Origin of the sequence: Sphingomonas hylomeconis, from assembly GCF_025370105.1 — a bacterium.
Taxonomy (GTDB): Bacteria; Pseudomonadota; Alphaproteobacteria; order Sphingomonadales; family Sphingomonadaceae; genus Sphingomonas; species Sphingomonas hylomeconis.
This window is the reverse complement of sequence record NZ_JANQBK010000003.1, coordinates 380027-399303: the sequence shown is the minus strand read 5'-3', so window position 1 is coordinate 399303 and position 19277 is coordinate 380027. Positions and strand designations below refer to the sequence as shown.

The 19277-nt window shown below is 66.1% G+C and carries 18 protein-coding genes; 10 read left to right on the top strand and 8 right to left on the bottom strand.

Going from position 1 to position 19277, the window contains the following annotated elements:
• Window positions 1-29: 29 nt before the first annotated feature.
• On the bottom strand, window positions 30-2912 hold the full coding sequence (gene uvrA / locus NV401_RS05630) for an excinuclease ABC subunit UvrA (RefSeq protein ID WP_261293411.1): 2883 nt from the start codon (window positions 2910-2912) through the stop codon (window positions 30-32).
• Between the two features lie 268 nt (window positions 2913-3180).
• Here uvrA and NV401_RS05625 point away from each other — a divergent pair, with 268 nt between their 5' ends.
• Window positions 3181-4035 carry an energy transducer TonB gene (locus NV401_RS05625; RefSeq protein ID WP_261293410.1) on the top strand — a complete coding sequence of 285 codons (855 nt, stop codon included), beginning with the start codon at window positions 3181-3183 and terminating at the stop codon, window positions 4033-4035.
• Here the strand turns inward: NV401_RS05625 and NV401_RS05620 are convergent.
• Genes NV401_RS05620 through NV401_RS05610 form a run of 3 tightly spaced genes read right to left on the bottom strand, consistent with a single transcriptional unit; the run spans window position 4032 to window position 6892 of the window.
• Window positions 4032-4580 carry a cytochrome b gene (locus tag NV401_RS05620; protein ID WP_261293409.1) on the bottom strand — a complete coding sequence of 183 codons (549 nt, stop codon included), beginning with the start codon at window positions 4578-4580 and terminating at the stop codon, window positions 4032-4034. The two genes, NV401_RS05625 and NV401_RS05620, sit on opposite strands and share 4 nt — an antisense overlap.
• 28 nt (window positions 4581-4608) lie before the next feature.
• Window positions 4609-5388 carry a SapC family protein gene (locus tag NV401_RS05615; RefSeq protein ID WP_261293408.1) on the bottom strand — a complete coding sequence of 260 codons (780 nt, stop codon included), beginning with the start codon at window positions 5386-5388 and terminating at the stop codon, window positions 4609-4611.
• Between the two features lie 55 nt (window positions 5389-5443).
• Window positions 5444-6892: an FAD-binding oxidoreductase gene (locus NV401_RS05610; RefSeq protein WP_261293407.1), complete on the bottom strand. Its 1449-nt coding sequence runs from the start codon at window positions 6890-6892 to the stop codon at window positions 5444-5446.
• A gap of 106 nt (window positions 6893-6998) precedes the next feature.
• Between NV401_RS05610 and NV401_RS05605 the strand changes: the two genes are divergently transcribed.
• From NV401_RS05605 to NV401_RS05580, 6 genes are all read left to right on the top strand, one after another.
• Window positions 6999-7481 carry a hypothetical protein gene (locus NV401_RS05605; protein ID WP_261293406.1) on the top strand — a complete coding sequence of 161 codons (483 nt, stop codon included), beginning with the start codon at window positions 6999-7001 and terminating at the stop codon, window positions 7479-7481.
• A 211-nt stretch (window positions 7482-7692) separates the two neighbouring features.
• Entirely contained in the window at window positions 7693-9234 is a 1542-nt protein-coding gene (locus tag NV401_RS05600) for a DEAD/DEAH box helicase (protein WP_261293405.1), read from the top strand.
• A gap of 8 nt (window positions 9235-9242) precedes the next feature.
• The gene (locus NV401_RS05595) at window positions 9243-9443 is read left to right on the top strand and encodes a DUF1289 domain-containing protein (protein WP_261293404.1); all 201 of its coding nucleotides are present in this window, start codon (window positions 9243-9245) and stop codon (window positions 9441-9443) included.
• Between the two features lie 99 nt (window positions 9444-9542).
• The gene (locus NV401_RS05590) at window positions 9543-10682 is read left to right on the top strand and encodes a sensor histidine kinase (protein WP_261293403.1); all 1140 of its coding nucleotides are present in this window, start codon (window positions 9543-9545) and stop codon (window positions 10680-10682) included.
• Window positions 10679-11479: a LytR/AlgR family response regulator transcription factor gene (locus tag NV401_RS05585; RefSeq protein WP_261293402.1), complete on the top strand. Its 801-nt coding sequence runs from the start codon at window positions 10679-10681 to the stop codon at window positions 11477-11479. The genes NV401_RS05590 and NV401_RS05585 overlap by 4 nt, the downstream gene beginning before the upstream one ends.
• A gap of 32 nt (window positions 11480-11511) precedes the next feature.
• A complete protein-coding gene (locus NV401_RS05580) occupies window positions 11512-11973 on the top strand; it encodes a hypothetical protein (RefSeq protein WP_261293401.1) in 462 nt (153 codons plus the stop codon).
• A gap of 35 nt (window positions 11974-12008) precedes the next feature.
• Here NV401_RS05580 and NV401_RS05575 read toward each other — a convergent pair whose 3' ends face one another.
• Window positions 12009-12287 (bottom strand): DUF3297 family protein, encoded by a 279-nt coding sequence (locus NV401_RS05575; protein WP_261293400.1) that lies wholly within the window; start codon window positions 12285-12287, stop codon window positions 12009-12011.
• Window positions 12288-12377: 90 nt separating this feature from the next.
• Entirely contained in the window at window positions 12378-12791 is a 414-nt protein-coding gene (locus NV401_RS05570; protein WP_261293399.1) for a hypothetical protein, read from the bottom strand.
• A 275-nt stretch (window positions 12792-13066) separates the two neighbouring features.
• On the opposite strand from NV401_RS05570, the gene NV401_RS05565 reads away from it, so the two are divergent.
• Genes NV401_RS05565 through NV401_RS05555 form a run of 3 tightly spaced genes read left to right on the top strand, consistent with a single transcriptional unit; the run spans window position 13067 to window position 14707 of the window.
• Window positions 13067-13297 (top strand): hypothetical protein, encoded by a 231-nt coding sequence (locus tag NV401_RS05565; RefSeq protein ID WP_261293398.1) that lies wholly within the window; start codon window positions 13067-13069, stop codon window positions 13295-13297.
• Window positions 13294-14511 (top strand): radical SAM/SPASM domain-containing protein, encoded by a 1218-nt coding sequence (locus NV401_RS05560; protein ID WP_261293397.1) that lies wholly within the window; start codon window positions 13294-13296, stop codon window positions 14509-14511. The genes NV401_RS05565 and NV401_RS05560 overlap by 4 nt, the downstream gene beginning before the upstream one ends.
• Window positions 14504-14707 carry a hypothetical protein gene (locus tag NV401_RS05555; RefSeq protein WP_261293396.1) on the top strand — a complete coding sequence of 68 codons (204 nt, stop codon included), beginning with the start codon at window positions 14504-14506 and terminating at the stop codon, window positions 14705-14707. Before NV401_RS05560 ends, NV401_RS05555 begins: the two co-directional genes overlap by 8 nt.
• Window positions 14708-14844: 137 nt before the next feature.
• Here the strand turns inward: NV401_RS05555 and typA are convergent, their stop codons facing one another.
• Both typA and NV401_RS05545 read right to left on the bottom strand, forming a co-directional pair.
• Window positions 14845-16686, bottom strand: a complete 1842-nt coding sequence (gene typA / locus NV401_RS05550) for a translational GTPase TypA (protein WP_261293395.1) — start codon at window positions 16684-16686, stop codon at window positions 14845-14847.
• 146 nt (window positions 16687-16832) lie between these two features.
• Window positions 16833-19220, bottom strand: coding sequence for a TonB-dependent receptor (locus NV401_RS05545; RefSeq protein WP_261293394.1), 2388 nt, complete (start codon window positions 19218-19220; stop codon window positions 16833-16835).
• Window positions 19221-19277: the final 57 nt, after the last annotated feature.

Genomic DNA, 19277 nt, shown 5'->3' with positions numbered 1-19277 from the left:
ATCAAGCTACTTCATTACAATTTTTTACGCTACCTCTTCCCCAACAACGGCTTCAAATACCGCCCGGTAAAGCTCGCCGCGACCTTGACCACCTGCTCCGGCGTGCCCTGCGCGACGATCTCGCCGCCCTTTACGCCCCCCTCCGGCCCCAGATCGAGCACCCAGTCGGCCGTCTTGATCACATCCAGGTTATGCTCGATCACCACCACCGTATTGCCCTGCTCGACCAGCTGGTGGAGCACTTCGAGCAGCTTGCGCACGTCCTCGAAATGCAGGCCGGTGGTGGGTTCGTCGAGGATGTACAGCGTCTGGCCGGTGGCGCGGCGCGACAGTTCCTTGGCGAGTTTCACGCGCTGCGCCTCGCCGCCCGACAAAGTCGTCGCCTGCTGGCCGACCTTGACGTAGCCGAGGCCGACCTCGACCAGCATCGCCATCTTGTCGCGGATCGGCGGCACCGCCTTGAAGAATTCGACCGCATCCTCGACCGTCATGTCGAGCACGTCGGCGATGCTCTTGCCTTTGAACTTCACCTCCAGCGTCTCGCGATTGTAGCGCTGGCCGTGGCACACGTCGCAGGTGACGTAGACGTCGGGGAGGAAGTGCATCTCGATCTTGAGCAGGCCGTCGCCCTGGCACGCCTCGCAGCGGCCGCCCTTGACGTTGAAGCTGAAGCGGCCGGGCTTGTAGCCGCGCGCGGCGGATTCGGGGAGCCCCGCGAACCAGTCGCGGATCTGCGTGAAGGCGCCGGTATAAGTGGCGGGGTTGCTGCGCGGGGTGCGGCCGATCGGCGACTGATCGATGTCGATCACCTTGTCGAGATATTGCAGCCCGGTGATCTTGTCGTGCTTGCCCTGCACGATGCGCGCGCCGTTCAGCTCGCGCGCGGCGGCGGCGTATAGCGTGTCGATCGTGAAGCTCGATTTGCCGCTGCCGGAGACGCCGGTGATGCAGGTGAAGGTGCCGAGCGGCAGGCTGGCGGTGACGCCGCGCAGATTGTTGGCGACGGCATTGTGCACGGTGAGCTTCTTGCCGTTGCCCTTGCGGCGCGTCTTGGGGACGGCGACTTCGCGGCGGCCCATCAGATAATCGGCGGTGATGCTGCCTTCGGTATTGAGCACTTCCTCGAGCGTGCCCTGGGCGACGACCTGGCCGCCATGGACGCCGGCGCCCGGCCCCATGTCGATCACGTAATCGGCGGTGCGGATCGCGTCCTCGTCATGCTCGACGACGAGCACGGTGTTGCCGAGATCGCGCAGCCGGCGCAGCGTCTTCAAGAGCATGTCGTTGTCGCGCTGGTGCAGGCCGATGCTGGGCTCGTCGAGCACGTAGAGCACGCCCGACAGGCCGGAGCCGATCTGCGACGCGAGCCGGATGCGCTGCGATTCACCGCCCGAAAGCGTGCCGCTGGTGCGGTTGAGGTTGAGGTAATCGAGGCCCACGTTGTTGAGGAAGCCGATCCGCTCGAGGATTTCCTTGAGGATACGTTCGGCGATCGCGTTCTGCTGGTCGCCCAATTGGCTGGGCACCTGCTCGAACCAGGCGAGCGCATCGACCACCGAGAGGCGGGTGACCGACGAGATGTCGCGCATGCCGATCTTGACCGCCAGCGCCTCGGGCTTGAGGCGGGCGCCGTGGCACACTTCGCACGGGGCGCTCGACTGATACTTGCTCAGTTCCTCGCGCATCCAGGCGGATTCGGTCTGCATCAGGCGGCGGTTGAGATTGCCGATCACGCCTTCGAACGGCTTCTTGACGTCATACGACTTCTTGCCGTCGATGAAGGTCAGCGTGACGGGCTTGCCCTTGGTGCCGTAGAGGATCGCATCCTGCACCTGCGCGTCGAGATCGGCCCAGGCGGCGTCGAGATCGAACTTCAGTTCGCGCGCGAGGCTACCCAGCACCTGCATGTAATAGGGGCTCGGCGGATTGGACTTGGCCCAGGGGACGACCGCGCCCTTCTTGATGCTGAGGCCGTGATTGGGGACGACGAGATCGGCGTCGAACAGCATCTTCTCGCCCAGGCCGTCGCAGGCCGGGCAGGCGCCCTGCGGCGCGTTGAACGAGAACAGCCGCGGCTCGATCTCGGCGATGGTGAAGCCCGAGATCGGGCAGGCGAACTTCTCGCTGAACACGATGCGGCCCGGCGGCGCATTGTCGCCGAGCACTTCCTGCTTGGGCGTGTGCGCCTCGACCGGATCGGCCGGGTCGACATAGGCCAGACCTTCGGCGAGCTTCAGCGCCGCCTCGAAGCTCTCGGCCAGGCGCGTGGCGACGCCCTCGCCGACCACCAGGCGATCGACCACCACCTCGATGTCATGCTTGTATTTCTTGTCGATCGCCGGCGCCTCGTCGATCTCGTAGATCTCGCCATCGATGCGCACGCGCGTGAAGCCGGCTTTCTGCCACTCGAGCAGTTCCTTCTTATACTCACCCTTGCGGCCGCGCACGACCGGCGCGAGCAGGTACAGCCGCGTGCCCTCGGGCAGCGCCATGACGCGATCGACCATCTGGCTGACGGTCTGCGCGGCGATCGGCAGGCCGGTCGCCGGACTGTACGGAATGCCGACGCGCGCCCACAGCAGGCGCATGTAATCGTAGATCTCGGTGACGGTCGCCACCGTGGAGCGCGGGTTGCGGCTGGTCGTCTTCTGCTCGATCGAGATGGCGGGCGACAGACCCTCGATATGATCGACGTCCGGCTTCTGCATCAGCTCGAGGAACTGGCGCGCATAGGCCGAGAGCGATTCGACGTAGCGGCGCTGGCCCTCGGCATAGATCGTGTCGAATGCGAGGCTCGACTTGCCGCTGCCGGACAGGCCGGTGATCACCGTCAGCGTATCGCGCGGGATGTCGATCGAGACATCCTTGAGGTTATGTTCGCGCGCGCCGCGCACGGAGATATGGGTCAGCATGCGGGGACGTGTTCCATATTTGTTCGGATCGGGCAAGATCGCGATCGGTCCAGTGCCAAGTCGGCAGGCACCCCGACGATTGCAACCCCGGGGTGGCGAGAACGATCGATCGCCGCTTGCGTTGCGTCGCCGCGTACCATCGTTCGACCAGCCGCCGCGACGGGCGCGAAAACCCTCTGCCTGACGCAAGATACCGTATACCATCGGGCATCATGGCGGGGGCCATGGGGGAAAGACAATGTGGCGACACGCAGCTTCACTGTTGGCGATGATCGGCGCCGCCGACGCTGCGCCGGCGGCCGACGCCCCCGTGCTCGAGCCGACGGGCAAATGGCTGGTGATGTTCGTCGGCGATCGCTGCCTGCTGACGCGTGATTACGGCACGGGCGCGGACGCAGTGACGCTGGCCTATCGCCCCCTGCCGCTCAGCGATTCCGCCGAATGGCGCTTGCTGACCAATACTCAGAAGAAGAGCTATGTCGTCGGCGAGGGCAAGGTCCGGCTGTTGCCCGGCGGCACCGAGGCGGTGGGCACGTCGTTCGGCCGGCGCTTCGACGATGGCGCGAGGCGGGCAACCACGATGGGGGTGCGGCAAAGCGAAATGGCCGCATTGCTGCACGCCAGCGAACTCGAAATGCGCGTTAGCGGCGAGCGCATGGTGCGCGTCCGGCTGGTGCGCATCGCGCCGGCGTTACGTGCGCTCAAGACCTGCAACGATGAAGTGATCGAAACCTGGGGCGTGGATCTGGCCGTGCAGGCCCGCGTCGCGACACCGGCCGACGGCAGTACCGGTGGCTTCATCAAGTCGGAAGATTTTCCGGCGGCGGGCAGAATGGCCGCTGCCGGCGCCAACAGTACCTACCTGTTCAAGGTCGATATCGACGGCCGCGTGACGGACTGCAAGGTGATCAACGGCGAAGATGCCCTGTTCGATGAAGCAGGACGCGCGGCCATTCTCAAGCGCGGGCGCTACAGACGGCCGGCGCTGGATGCTGCCGGCGTGCCGATCGCGTCATACCAGACGGTCAACGTCAAATGGCGCTCGCTCCAAGTCTATGAGGGCCGCCCGCTGCCGACCGCGGCGGACATACCGCTGACGCAGCCCGTGCCCTATCCCTATTAACGGCGAGGCGCGAGCCCTGGCACCATCCCCGCCAGCACGCCATCGCGCAGCAGGAAGTGATGGCGCAGCGCGGCGCCGACGTGGAGCAGGACGAGCGCCAGCATGACCCAGCCGAGCAGGCCGTGGGCATTGCCCGCGGCGCTGCCGACCGAAGGGCCGACCGGCAAATACGGCACGTCGAACAGGCCGAAGAAATCGAGCGGGCGGCGCTTGGCCGAGCCCGAGACCATCGCCCAGCCGCTGAGCGGCAGCGCCAGCATCAGTACGTAGAACAGGAAGTGCGTGGTGCCGGCGGCGGTGCGCTCCCACGCCGGCATGGTCGAGGGATGCGCCGGCGCGCGGTGCGTGAGGCGCCAGGCGATCCGGCCGAGCGTCAGCGCGAGTACGGTGAGGCCGATCGACTTGTGGATCGGCATCACCCAGCGCAGCCCCTCGAACAGGCTTTCGTGCAGCAGCCCGAGCGCGAGATTGGCGAGCACGAGCAGCGCGATGCTCCAGTGGAACCAGATCGCCACCCGGTTGTAGCGTTCGACCTGCGCGCTCATGCTCCCGTCTCCCTGTTGCCCCGGTTGATTACTGGAGCGCGATTTCCGGCTTGGGCATCTTGCCCTGCGCCATCTGCCGGCCGAACACGTCGCGCATCAGCGACAACGAGAAGAGATGCGCGTAGATCAGCGGCAGCATGCCGTTCTTGTGGATCTTGCGCAATTGATCGCCGCGCAGATCGGCCAGCTTCTCCTCATTGACCATCTGGAAGCCGCGATAGACGAACGGCTGCTCGGCGCCCTCCGGCTGGATCGTGATTTCGCCGTCCATCAACAGCCCCATTTCCTTGAGGTCGTTCATGAAATTGCCGGTGCGCACGCCGGCTTCCTCGAACGATTCGTTAAAGCTCAGGATGTTGGTGACAATTTCGGTCGGCTTGCCATCGGCGAACAGCGGAATGCCGTCTTCGAACGCGCCGAGCGTCTCGGTCGTCGGATCGAAGCACAGCGACAATTCCTGCGCCTCGGGGCGCAGCTTGGCGAGCAGATAGGGATAGCGGCGGATATAAGCGGGGAGATAGATCGTCCCGTCGAGCAGGCGGCCGTTCTCGTCGAAGAACACGTTGACGCCCTCGTTCATGCCCATCAGCGCGATCGGCACGGCTTCATCGCCGAGCGTGAAGACGATCGGCATGTGCCGCTGGACCAGCGGGAATTCCTCGACCGTGACGGGCACGGCATGCTGATCGACGACGAACGGCGCGCTGTCCGCCTCGCGGACCTTGAAATTGGCATGTGCCTCGGACGAGAGCGGCTCGAGCGCCTTGTAGAAAAGCGGGAGCTGGACGTTCTGCGGCGCGCTGGCCATCGGTATCTCCATCGACAAACAGCCGCCCCCCCGGCGGCCTAACAGGTGTGCCGCTCTATGGCGTGGCGGGGCCACGCGCAAGCGCGAGCAACTTGCCGGGATTGAGCAATCCGTGCGGATCGAGCCCGGCCTTGATCGCGCGGAGCGCGGCCATGCGCGCCGGCGCGGCCAGCCGCTGCAGCTCGGCCAGCTTCATCTGGCCGATGCCGTGTTCGGCCGATATCGAGCCGCCCGCCGCGGTGACGAGATCGTGGACGTAAGACGTGACGACGGGGGCGAGATCGCCGTACCATTCCGCCGCGTCCATGCCGGCGGGGGCGCGGACGTGGAAATGCACGTTGCCGTCGCCGAGATGGCCAAAGCCGCTGGCCTGCGTGCCGGGAAAGCGCGCGTCGCAGGCGGCGGCGGCATCGAGCATGAAATCGGGCATCCGCTCGACCGGGACGGAAATGTCGTGCTGCGCGGCGGGGCCGAGCGCGCGTTCGGATTCCGACAGCGAATCGCGGATGCGCCAGAACGCCTCGGCCTGCGCTTCGCTGGCGGCGATCACCGCATCGGCGGCGAGGCCCGCGGCAAGCGCGGGGGCGAGCAGCCGTTCGAGCAATTGCGCCGGTGGTTCGGCGCCGGCATCGCTGGCCACCGCCTCGATCAGCACGTGCCAGCGATGCGCGCCGGCGAGCGGCGCGCGGGTGGCGGGGATATGGCGCAGCACCGCGGCGAGCGATTCGGCGGGGAGCAGCTCGAAGCTCTCGATCGCATCGGTGGTGGATTCCAGCGCGTGCAACAGGCGCAGCGCATCGTGCGGGCTGCTCAGGCCGACCCAGGCGACAGCACGGGCGGCGATCGCCGGGACCAGCCGCACGGTGACGGCGGTGATGACGCCCAGCGTGCCTTCGGCGCCGACCAGCAGATGATCGAGGTCGTAGCCGCGATTGTCCTTCTTGAGCGCGGCCAGGCCGTCATGGATCTGGCCGTCTGGGAGCACCGCCTCGATCCCGGCGACCAGGCTGCGCATCGTGCCGAAGCGCAGCACCTGCGTGCCGCCGGCATTGGTCGAGGCGAGCCCGCCGAGCGTGGCGCTGCCGCGCGCACCGAGCGTGAGCGGGAAGCGGCGCCCCTGCGCCAGCGCCGCATCGTGCAGATCGGCGAGGATCACGCCGGCCTCGGCCACGGCGAGATTGGCGGTAGGATCAACGTGGCGGATGCGCTTCAGCCGACGCAGCGACAGGATCAGCGCGCTGCCATCCGCCGGCGGGGTGGCGCCGCCGACCATCGAGGTGTTGCCGCCCTGCGGCACGAGCGGGACGCCGTGTGCGGCCGCCAGCGTGATGATCTGCGCGACGCCGGCGGTGCTGTCCGGCGCGAGGATGGCGGGTGTCGCGCCGTGGTAGCGGCCGCGCCAATCGTGCAGCCAGGGCTCGATATCGTGCGCGTCGTCGATCACCGCCTTGTCGCCCAAGGCGGTGCGGACGGCCTGGATCATGCTGGATTGCGCCGGTGTCATGCACGCCGCGCTACCACGCACGCGTCCGGCACGACAGGTTCGATGACGATCCGGCCGTCAACAATTCATCGCGCGTTCAACCGTTTCGGCTAGGCTGCCCGGATCGATGCCGAATCCCCTGCCCCCCGCACTGCTGCTGATGCTCGTGGCGCCCGGCGCCGCCGATCCGCCGCGCGGCAGCGCGCCCGCGCCGCGCGGCTGGGGCATGACGCAACTCACCATCCGCCAGCGCATCATCATCCGCACGCAGAAAGCACCGGCGCGCGTCAGCCGCCCGCTCGACGCCGCGCCGACCACCTTCCCGGTGTCACCGCGCGTGAGCGAAAAGAAGGGCCCCAAATGCGTGCCGATCGAGCGGCTGGCCGGGACCGGCGTGGCGCGCAAGGACAATGTCGATCTGCTGCTGACCGACGGCACGATGCTGCGGGCGCGATTGGGCGGCGATTGCCCGACGCTGGATTTCTACGCCGGCATCTATCTGCGGCAGACGCCCGATGGGCAGTTGTGCAGCGACCGCGACGTGATCCGCGCGCGATCGGGGCGTGCCTGCCCGATCTCCACGTTCAAGCGGCTGAAGCCGAAGAAATAGCAATCGAGCTCTGCCCCGGCGCAGACCGGGGCCCGTTGTGCAGGCCACCCCGACGAGGCGGCAGCCGGCAAGCTTCCCTTCCCCCTGCCCCCGGCCCGGATCGGCGCAGGGCCCAAAACGCCCTTTACCTTGACATTTGGCCGCCAATCCGCAAGCGCTTTGCCGGTTGGCACGGTGGCTTCCCCCCTGCCCCTTTATATCCGGATACTGCATGACCTTCGCCGATCTCGGCCTTTCCGACCCGCTTTTGAAAGCCATCGGCGAATCCGGCTACACCGAGCCGACGCCGATCCAGGCGAGCGCGATCCCCAGCGTGCTGATGATGCGCGATCTCGTCGCGATCGCGCAGACCGGAACGGGCAAGACCGCCGCGTTCGTGCTGCCGATGATCGACATCCTGGGTGAGGGCCGCAGCCGCGCCCGCATGCCGCGCAGCCTGATCCTCGAGCCGACGCGCGAACTCGCCGCACAGGTGGCGGAGAATTTCGAGAAATACGGCAAGTATCACAAGCTGAGCATGGCGCTGCTGATCGGTGGCGTCTCGATGGGTGACCAGCAGAAGGCGCTGGAAAAGGGCGTCGACGTGCTGATCGCCACGCCCGGCCGGCTGATGGACCTGTTCGGGCGCGGCAAGATCCTGCTCACCGGCTGCGAATTGCTGGTGATCGACGAGGCCGATCGCATGCTCGACATGGGGTTCATCCCCGACATCGAGGAAATCTGCACCAAGCTGCCCAAGACGCGCCAGACGCTGCTGTTCTCGGCGACGATGCCGCCGCCGATCAAGAAGCTGGCCGACAAGTTCCTCAGCAACCCCAAGACGATCGAAGTGGCGCGGCCGGCGACGGCCAACGTCAATATCAAGCAGTGGATCGTGCCGGTATCCGGCGCGAAGAAGCGCGACAAATTGACCCAGCTGCTGCGCGCGGAAGACGTGAAGACCGCGATCATCTTCTCCAACCGCAAGACGACGGTGCGCGAGCTCAACAAGTCGCTGCAGAAGATGGGCTTCCGCTCCTCCGAGATCCACGGCGACATGGAGCAATCGCAGCGCATCGCCGAGCTCGAGCGGTTCAAGGCCGGCGACGTCAACATCCTGGTGGCGAGCGACGTCGCGGCGCGCGGATTGGACATCAAGGGTGTCAGCCATGTGTTCAATTTTGACGCGCCCTGGCATCCCGACGATTACGTGCACCGGATCGGCCGCACCGGCCGGGCCGGCGCGACGGGCGTCGCCTTCACGCTGGTCACGCCAGACGATGCCGAGAATATCGAGAATATCGAAAAGCTGACCGGCATGAAGATTGAACGCTACGGCGCGGTCGACGCGCCGGTCGATGCGGTCGACGACAGCGCGCCGGCTGCGGACGCACCGCGCGAGGAGCGCAGCCCGCGCGGTCGTCGTCGGCCGGCGGCACGCGACGCCGTGGCAGCCACGCCCGAACCGGCACGCGCGCCACGCGCCGCGCGTGACGAGCGGCCGGCCCGTGATGAGCGGCCGGCACGCGAAGAACGGCCAGCACGCGAGGCACGCCCGGCGCGGGAAGAGCGGCCCGAGCGCGAGGCACGCCCTGCGCGCGACGAGCGGCCGCAGCGCGAGGAGCGCGCCGCCCGCCCGCCACGCGACAGCCGCCCGCCGCGCAACGAGCAACCGCGCAACGATCCGCCGCGCGCGCCGCAGGACGAGCCGGACGATGGCGGCTGGAACGGCCCGCTGCCGAGCTTCCTCAACGCCCGGCTGACCGTCGACTGAGCAGCCCGGTGCGCGGCGGGGACGAGGGGTTCGAGACGGTACCGCTGGTACGGATCGACAGCCCGTGCATCAATATCTGCGATATCGATGCGGCGAGCGGCCGGTGCGCCGGATGCCGGCGGACGCTGGACGAGATCGCCGGCTGGAGCAGCGGCACGCCCGAATGGCGCGCGGCGGTGATGGCGTCATTGCCCACGCGCCGTCCCTGATCGGCAGGCGCCGCCGCACGATCATCCGCGCGCGACGATCCACGATACCGCGCCCGCCGTGCTTTGCGCTGTATGGGCACTCCCTGTAAGGCCTGGGGGATGGCCACCCCGCACCCACCCGCCCGCGCGATCAAGAAGCCCGACATCTTCTCGCGCCCCTTCTTCGAAGAGAAGAGCCGCGCCTTCTGGACGCTGCAGGCGGCGGGCTGGAGCGGCTATCTGATCCTGCGCAGCGTCTCCAGCATCTCCAACGGCCCGTCGCTCGACGTGCTGATCCCGGTGATCATCGAATCGATCGTCGGCTATTGCATCACGCTGCTGCTTTCCACGCTGTACGGCTATTATCGCGGCCTGCCGCGGATCAGCGGCGTGCTGCTCACCATCATCACGCTGGCGGCGGCGACCCTGCTCTATTCGGTGCTCAACGCCTTCTCCTTCTCGTTCATCAAGCTCGACAATCCCGGGCTCAACCTGAACCTCGTGCTGGGCACGATCTTCCTCAGCTTCACCGTGCTCGCCGGCTGGTCGGCGCTGTATTTCGGGATCAATTTCTATCTGATCGTCGAGGAGCAGATCGATCAGCTCGAAACGCTCGGCAACCAGGCCAGCTCGGCGCAGCTGGCCATGCTGCGCTACCAGCTCAACCCGCATTTCCTGTTCAACACGCTCAACTCGATCTCCACCCTGGTGCTGCTCAAGCAGACCGAGCGCGCCAACACGATGCTCAGCCGCCTGTCCTCGTTCCTGCGCTATACGCTGGCCAACGAGGCGACCGCCAACGTCACGCTGCAGCAGGAAGTGGAGACGCTGAAACTGTATCTCGAGATCGAGAAGATGCGCTTCGAGGACCGGCTGCGCCCCACCTTCGAGATCGACATGCGCGTCGAAAGGGCCCGCCTGCCGTCGCTGCTGCTGCAGCCGCTGGTCGAGAATGCGATCAAATATGCCGTCACGCCGAAGGAGGAAGGCGCGGAAATCTGCGTTGCCGCGCGGCTCGCCGGAGATCGCGTGCAGATCAGCGTATCCGATACCGGTCCGGGCTTGCATGAAATGAAAGCGCGTCCAAGCCTTTCAACCGGGGTCGGGCTTGCCAATATCAGAGAACGTCTGGCGCAGGCGTTCGGGCCTGACCACAGCTTCGAAGCAAGGAGCCGGCCGCAAGGCGGGTTCGAAGTGGAGATCGAAATACCGTTCCAGCTCGACGAGCCGTCGAGAGGGTTGGCAAGAGAGGTTTCATGACGATTAGAACGATTTTGGTGGATGACGAGTCACTGGCGATCCAGGGCTTGGAACTCCGCCTCGCCGCGCACGAGGATGTCGAGATCATCGACCGCTGCCAGAATGGCCGCGAGGCGATCCGCAGCATCAAGACGCACAAGCCGGATCTGGTCTTCCTCGACATCCAGATGCCCGGCTTCGACGGCTTCTCGGTCGTCCAGGGCCTGATGGAAGTCGAGCCGCCCCTGTTCGTCTTTGTGACCGCATATAGCGATCATGCGCTCAAGGCGTTCGAGGCGCAGGCAGTGGATTATCTGCTCAAGCCGGTCGAGGAATCGCGCCTGGCCGACACGCTGGACCGCGTGCGGCAGCGGCTGGCCGAGAAACGCGGCGTGGAGGAAGTGGATCGGCTGAAGGAAGTGCTGGCCGAAGTCTCGCCGGATACCGTCACCGAGCTCGGCGAGGGCGGCGAGCAGGTCTCCGCCAACCGCTTCGAGAAGCTCATCAACATCAAGGATCGCGGGCAGATTTTCCGCGTCGACGTCGACACGATCGAGCGCATCGACGCGGCCGGCGATTACATGTGCATCTATACCGGCGACAACACGCTGATCCTGCGCGAGACGATGAAGGATCTGGAGAAGCGGCTCGATCCGCGCCGTTTCCAGCGCGTGCACCGCTCGACGATCGTCAATCTCGACCTGGTGAAAGAGGTGAAGCCGCACACCAACGGCGAATGCTTCCTGGTGCTGCAGTCGAACGCGCAGGTGAAGGTGTCGCGCAGCTATCGCGACGTCGTTGCGCGGTTCGTGCACTGAAGCCGCTGACGCTGCTTGCGCTGGCCGCGCCCTTGACGCTGGCGCCGCTCCACGCGGCGCCGGTGGCCAAGCCGGTAAGCTTGTGCACGCCCGCCGAGACGGTCATTTTCGAATGCCGCACCAAGCGGCGGCTGGTCGCGGTCTGCGCCGGCCAAGGCGGCACGCAGTATCGCGCCGGCCTGCCGGGCAAGCTCGAACTTGTCTCGCCCGCCGGCTCCGCCGGATTGACCTATGCCAATCGTGCTTATTCTGGCGGGGGCGAAAGCCAGGTGCGGTTTGCCAGCGGCGATTATGGCTATGTCGTCTATAGCAGCACGATCCGCACCCGCTTCGGCGACGGGCCGAACGATCCGGCATTCGGCGCGGGCATCATAGTGACGAAAGGCGGCACCGCGGTGTCGCAGGACCGCTGCATCGCGCCTGCCGACGCGATCCTCGACCTCACCACGGCGCAGCAGCGCCTGCCGGAAGGCGAATTCGTCGATCACGATTGACCCCGACAGGATTACCGCCTGCCGGGACCGGTCGATCAACTCTCGTCGACGGCGACCGCATCGCCCGCGCCATCGGCGGGGCGCTCGTACCAGGCCTCGACCGGGCCGCTATATTTGATCGTCAGCGGATTGCCCTTGCGATCGACCTTCTTGCCGAGCGCGACGCGGATCCAGCCTTCGGACAGGCAATATTCCTCGACGTCATGGCGCTCGCGCTCCTTGAAGCGGATGCCGATGCCGCGGGCCAGCTTCTCCTCGTCGAAGAACGGGCTGCGCGGGTTGGAGGACAGGCGGTCTGGGGGCGTATCGGTCATGGGCCGAGCCTTTGGCGCAAAATCCCCGCAATTGCCAGACACGAAAACGGCGCCGGATCGCTCCGGCGCCGCTCCCGCACGATCATCGGATCAGTAGCAGACGCGCACGCGCACGCGTTGCCCGTAATACGGATCCCAGCGCCGCTCGACCCGGCACCCGCCATAGCCGCGCCCGCGATAGCGCTGCGCATAATAGCCGTCATTGGGGTAATAGCCGCGCCGCTGATAGTAATTGTAATCGTAGTTCCGCGGATAGCCGCGATCGCGGTAATAATCGTCACGGTAGCGATCGCGCCCGTTGGAGGCGATCGCCGCGCCGATCGCGAGACCGGCAATGCCCGCGACGATCGCCGGCCCGGCGCTGTCGTGGTGGCGATCATAGCCGCGGCCATAGCCACCGCCCCAGCCGCCGCGATAGCGCTGCGCATCGGCCGGCGCCGCCGCCGTGAGCGCCGTGGCGGCGAGTGCCACGCCCAGACCCGCTTTCTTCATCAAGCTGTTCATGTTCATACTCCTCATGCCAGCAAGCCCAATCCGCTTCGGTCCGATAAACGCGCACCCTGCCGAGCTTGTTTCCTCGGATTAAGCGAGTCGGCCTTAACCCACTTGGAATGCGCCATTTAGCCGCCGTTCAGCTGCGCCTTCCGGCAGCCTTCACCTGCTCCGCGAATACTATGCCTATAGTTTATCCCCGGGCAATATATCCGCATTTTGCACAGACGTATATTTATAGTATTGTTTTACAGCGACTCGACTGTCGCACGATGGGGAGACAGGAAATGGCAATTCCTAAGGTACGCCTCGAAGCATTGACCCTCGATCGACTGCATCGCCTTCTTGATCCGGGCCGTGTATACTATCGCCCCGTTGTATTCGACATTCTCGAGCGCGCCGACACCGTAGAACTTAATGCGCTGATCAAGGGTGCGCAGGAGCTCAAGGCCGAATATGGCGACTTTGACGGCCTGATCAAAGCGGCCCAGGGCGTGGCGCGGAAAGCGAGCGCGTGATCGAGGGGCAGCACGACATCGCGCTGCCCGTTCGCTATTCGGGGCTGGACGACATCCTGCGACGCGTTCCGGTGAGCGTGGTGTGGGAGATCACGCTGGCCTGCGACCTGGCCTGCACGCACTGCGGATCGCGGGCCGGGCGGCGCCGGCGCGACGAGCTGTCGACCGAAGAGGCGCTCGATCTGGTCGATCAGATCGCCGAGCTGGGCGCCCGCAGCGTCGGGCTGATCGGCGGCGAAGCCTATCTGCGCAAGGACTGGCTGCAGATCATCGCCGCAATCCGCGCCAGGGGGATGGAATGCGATCTGCAGACCGGCGGGCGCAACCTGAGCGACGCGCGCGTCGCACAGGCGGCGGCGGCGGGGCTCAACGCGGTGGGCATCTCGATCGACGGGATCGGCGCGACGCACGATCGGCTGCGCGGCGTGATCGGCTCGTTCGAAATGGCACTGACGGCGATGGCGAATGTCCGCCGGCACGGGCTGGAGGTCGGCGTCAACACGCAGATCAACGCCCATACGCTGCCGGAACTGCGCACGCTGATGGACATCATCATCGATGCCGGCTGCCACAATTGGCAATTGGCGATCACCACGGCGATGGGCAACGCCGCCGACCACCCGGACATGTTGCTGCAACCCTGGCAGATGCTGGACGTGATGCCGCTGCTCGCCGAGCTGGCGGTCGAGGGGCGCGAGCGCGGGCTGTTCATTCAGCCGGCGAGCAATATCGGCTATTTCGGGCCGCACGAATCCGCGCTGCGCAACGTGATGAACGACGAGATCCACTTCCACGGCTGCAATGCCGGCGATACCGTGATGGGGATCGAGGCGGACGGCACGATCAAGTCCTGCCCCGGCCTGCCCAGCCCCTATGCCGGCGGCAATATCCGCGCACGGCGCCTGCGCGACATCTGGGAAAATGCCGAGCCGATCGCGTTCAATAGGCGCCGCACGGTAGACGACCTATGGGGCTATTGCCGGGGCTGTTATTATGCCGAAACGTGCCTGGCGGGCTGCACCTGGACAGCGCATGCGCTGATGGGGCGCGCGGGCAACAATCCGATGTGCCATCATCGCGCGCTCGATTTTGCCGCACGCGGCCTGCGCGAGCGGCTGGTCAAGGTGAAGGATGCGGACGGGCGTTCGTTCGATCACGGCGAGTTCGCGATCGTCGTGGAGGCGGCCATGCCCGCCGTCTTGGCCGATGCCTGAGCCCGGGCGCATTCCGGTGCCGCTGCGCCTGTGTCGCGGCTGTCGCCGCTTCGTGCGGATCGAACATGCTGATTGCGACTTTTGCGGCGGTGATCTGGCGGCGCTGGAGGCGGCGCATGCCGAGTCCGCGGCGGCCGTGCGCGCGGCGACGGCCGAGCTGCGCACGGCGATGGGACGGCTGCTGGGGCTGCCGTGACCTGCACGCCGGACGGTGCCGCATACCGGAACGGCGCAGCCTAGACCGCCGTCGATCCTCGCCCGAGCGAGGCTGGCCGGGCGGGCGTCAGGCGCGCCGCAGCTTGCGCTGCGGCTCGCCCGACCCGCCCATCCGCCTTACGACTGCTTCGCGCGGCTCGCGCGCTTGCGCTCGTTGGCGTCCAGATAGCGCTTGCGCAGGCGGATCGACTTCGGCGTCACTTCGACCATCTCGTCGTCGTCGATATAGGCGATCGCCTGCTCGAGCGTCGCGCGCTTCGGCGGCGACAGGCGGACCTGATCGTCCTTGCCGCCCGAGGCGCGGAAGTTGGTCAGCGCCTTGGTCTTCATCGGGTTGACTTCGAGATCGTCAGGCTTGGCATTCTCGCCGACGATCATGCCCTCGTACAGCGCCTCGCCATGGCCGACGAACAGGATGCCGCGCTCCTCGAGCGGACCCAGTGCGTAGTTGTTCGCTTCGCCCGCGCCGTTCGAGATCAGCACGCCGTTCTTGCGGCCTTCGATCTGGCCCTTGTGCGGGCCGTACTTCTCGAACAGCCGGTTCATGATGCCGGTGCCGCGCGTGTCCGACAGGAACTCGCCGTGATAGCCGATCATCCCGCGCGACGGCGCCGAGAAGGTGATGCGGGTCTTGCCGCCGACCGACGGACGCATGTCGGTCATCTCGGCCTTGCGGATGTTCATCTTCTCGACGACCGTGCCCGAATATTCATCGTCGACGTCGATGATGACGGTTTCGTACGGCTCGGTCTTCTTGCCCTCTTCGTCCTCACCGAACAGCACGCGCGGACGCGAGATGCCGAGTTCGAAGCCCTCGCGGCGCATCGTCTCGATCAGCACGCCGAGCTGGAGCTCGCCGCGGCCGGCGACTTCGAAGCTGTCCTTGTCAGCCGCCTCGGTGACCTTCACGGCAACGTTGGATTCGGCCTCGCGGAACAGGCGCTCGCGGATCATGCGGCTGGTCACCTTGGTGCCCTCGCGGCCGGCCATCGGCGAATCGTTCACCGCGAACCGCATCGACAGCGTCGGCGGATCGATCGGCTGGGCGTGCAGCGGCTCGGAGACGGTCACGTCGGCGATCGTGTCGGCAACAGTCGCGACCGAAAGCCCGGCCAGGCTGATGATGTCGCCGGCCTTGGCTTCGTCGACCGGCACGCGATCGAGCCCGCGGAACGACATGATCTTGGAGGCGCGACCCGTCTCGATGATCTTGCCATCGTTATCGAGCGCGTGGATCGGCTGGTTGAGCTTGACCACCCCCGAATTGACCCGGCCGGTGAGGATGCGGCCGAGGAACGGATCGCGGTCGAGCAAGGTCACGAGGAAGGTGAACGGCACACCGGCGACTTCCACCTTGGGGGCGGGAACATGGCTGACGATCGTCTCGAACATCGGGATCAGCGTGCCTTCGCGCGCGTCCATGTCGGTCGAGGCATAGCCGTTGCGGCCCGAGGCATAGAGCACGGGGAAGTCGAGCTGCTCGTCATTCGCGTCGAGGCTGACGAACAGATCGAACACTTCGTCGAGCACTTCCTGAATGCGCGCATCCGAGCGATCGACCTTATTGACGACGACGATCGGCTTCAGGCCCAGCGCCAGCGCCTTGCCGGTGACGAACTTGGTCTGCGGCATGGCGCCTTCGGACGAATCGACCAGCAGCACGACGCCGTCGACCATCGACAGGATGCGCTCGACTTCGCCGCCGAAATCGGCGTGGCCTGGCGTGTCGACGATGTTGATGCGGATGCTCTCGGATTCGCCCGGCGGCGTCCAGTCGACCGAGGTCGGCTTGGCGAGAATGGTGATGCCACGCTCTTTTTCGAGATCGTTCGAATCCATCGCGCGCTCTTCGATGCGCTGGTTGTCGCGGAACGTGCCGGACTGACGGAACAGCTGATCGACGAGGGTCGTCTTGCCGTGATCGACGTGCGCGATGATCGCCACATTGCGGAGGGCCATGAGTGTATCCGGTGCTTTAGCTTGGGGAATGATTAGCGCGCGCCCCTAGCCTACTTGTCGCAGCGCAACAAGGGCGGCGCGAAACAAGACCGGCGCGCGGGTCATGTCCACCCGCGCGCCCGGCCTCTGTTCGTCTTCGCCGTGGATCAGAATTTGCCGCCGATTTCCACGCCATACATGCGCGGCTCACCCGAAATGTAGGTCGGGACGCCAAAGCCGCCGCCGGTATTGCCGGCATCGATCAGATAGCGTTCGTTGGTCGCGTTGCGCACGAAGCCACCGATCCGGTAGCGACCTTGCGCAAACTCGACGCCGGCGCGGGCGTTGACCAGCGTGTAGCCGCCCTGGCTGATCGCATCGTTGTTGGGCAGTTCGAAGAACACCTTGCTCTGATAGGTCGCCGAGGGAACGGCATAGAGCGTGACGCTGTCGTTCAGCGGCACGCGGACGTTGATGCCGCCCGAGGCGCTGATCTTCGGCTGCAGACGGAAACGATCGCCCGAGAAATTCCCGAACGCCGCGTCTTCGTTCAACTTGCCGTCGATATAGGCGAAGTTGCCGAACAGGGAGACCATCTGCCCGAGCCGCAGATTGGCCTCGGCCTCGACGCCCAGATTCTTGGCATCGGCGCTTTGCGTGGTGGTGACGGCGTTCTGCGTGACCGAGAACTGGAAGCCCTTGTAGGTCTGATAGAACACGCCGAGCGAGCCGGTGAACGGACCGGCGCTGCCCTTGATGCCGCCTTCATAGTTCCACACGATTTCGTTCGGAATGATCTGCAGATTGGGAACGACCGTGCCGCCGACCGATGCTGCGGCGAGCTGGACCACCGGCGAGCGGCGTCCCTTGCTGACCGTGCCGTAGATGTTGACGCGATCGGTGACGCGGTACAGCACGTTGAAGCGCGGCAGGAAGGCCGAAAAGCTGCGCTCAGCCTCGAGCTTGCGCCCGCCGGTGCTGACCGTGCCAAGCAGGCTGGTGTTGATGCCGAGCCCGGCGAGCAGCACCGAATTGGGCTGCACCGAACTATAGCCCGACTGGCGATCCTCGATCAGCACGCGCGCACCCGCCGTGACCTCGAGCGCGGGCACCGGCGTCCAGGTCGCGTCGGCGAATACCGAATAAGTGTCGTTGTTACCGAAATTGGTGAATTCCGAGGCATAGGCCTGCTGCGTGAGACGGCCGCCGCTGAGCAGCCGGGTGGCGAGCGTGGCGGCAGGGATCGTGCCGTTGGCGGCGACGCAGCCCGTGCCGGTCGGCACGCCAGCGGCGGTCAGGCCTGCGCGCACCGGGGCATAGGCGCCGGCGACCGAGCAGGCGATGTATGTGCCCTCTTCGGTCGAGAAGGGCACGCGCTGGCTGTTATTCTCGAAGAAAGCGTTCCAGCCGAACGAGGCGCGGAGCTTGTCGCCGGTGAAGTTGAAGCGGCCTTCGTGGCTCCACTGGTCGCCCTTCGCATCCTCGGCGAATTCGAGATACCAGGCCGGGCCGCCATCGGCGTCGAACACCTCGTTGGCGTCGAAGCGGCGATAGCCGTTGACCGTGGTGAAGGTGACGCCCGGCGCGACGTCGATCGCGACGGTCAGATTGGCGTCATACACGTTGCGCTTGAGGCCCAGCTTGCGGTCACCGAGCACCTGTTCGCTGAACGGCGAGCCCGACAGTTCAGCATCGCCATAATCGCCGGTCTGCCCGCCGGTCGGCGCGAAGGCACGACTCTTGAACGCGGTGCCGGGATTGCGCTGCCCGTCATAGGTCAGCACGAGATCGGCGGTGACGCTGTCCGACGGCGTGAAGCGCAGCGAACCGCGCACGCCGCGCTGGTCCTGCCCGTTGAGATCGTCCTGGTCGATGCGGCCCTGGTTCTGGTTGGCGCGATCCGGATCGCCGGCGATGTTGCGGACATAGCCGTCGCGATATTTGTAGGCGAACGCCAGGCGACCGGCGAGCACGTCGTTGCCCGCGTTGAGGAAGCCCGACACCTGTGTGCGGTTGTAATTGCCGTACGACGCGGTGATCCCGCCCGACGTGCCGGCGACCGGGCGCGCCGAGATGATCGAGACCGCGCCGACCGCCGAGGCGGTGCCGAACAGCGTCGCCTGCGGGCCCTTCACCACCTCGACGCGCTCGAGATCGTAGAGATCCTGGTACGCGCCGCGCGTGCGCGAGATGTCCACGCCGTTATAATAGAGCGTGACGCGCGCGCCCTGCTGCGAGGAGCCGCTGTCCGAGGTGATGCCGCGGATCACGAAGCCCGGATTGTTCGCGCTCTGCTCCTGAATACGCAGGCCCGGAATGTACATCGCCACTTCGGTCAGCGAATTGACGCCCAGCTCGGCCATCCGCGCGCCGGTCACCGCGGTGACGGTCAGCGGCACGTCCTGGATGCGCTGCTCGCGCTTCTGGGCGGTGACGACGATATCCTCGCTGCCGAGTTCGGCCTGATCGGGCTGGACATCGGCTTGCGCCATCGCGACGTTCGACGTGCAGGCGAGCAGCGCGGCAACCGTGCCGCGGATGAATAGGTTTTGCATGAGACCCCCTTGTTTGCTGCGCCGCAGCTAGGCGGACTCCGTTGCGGCTTCGCGTCG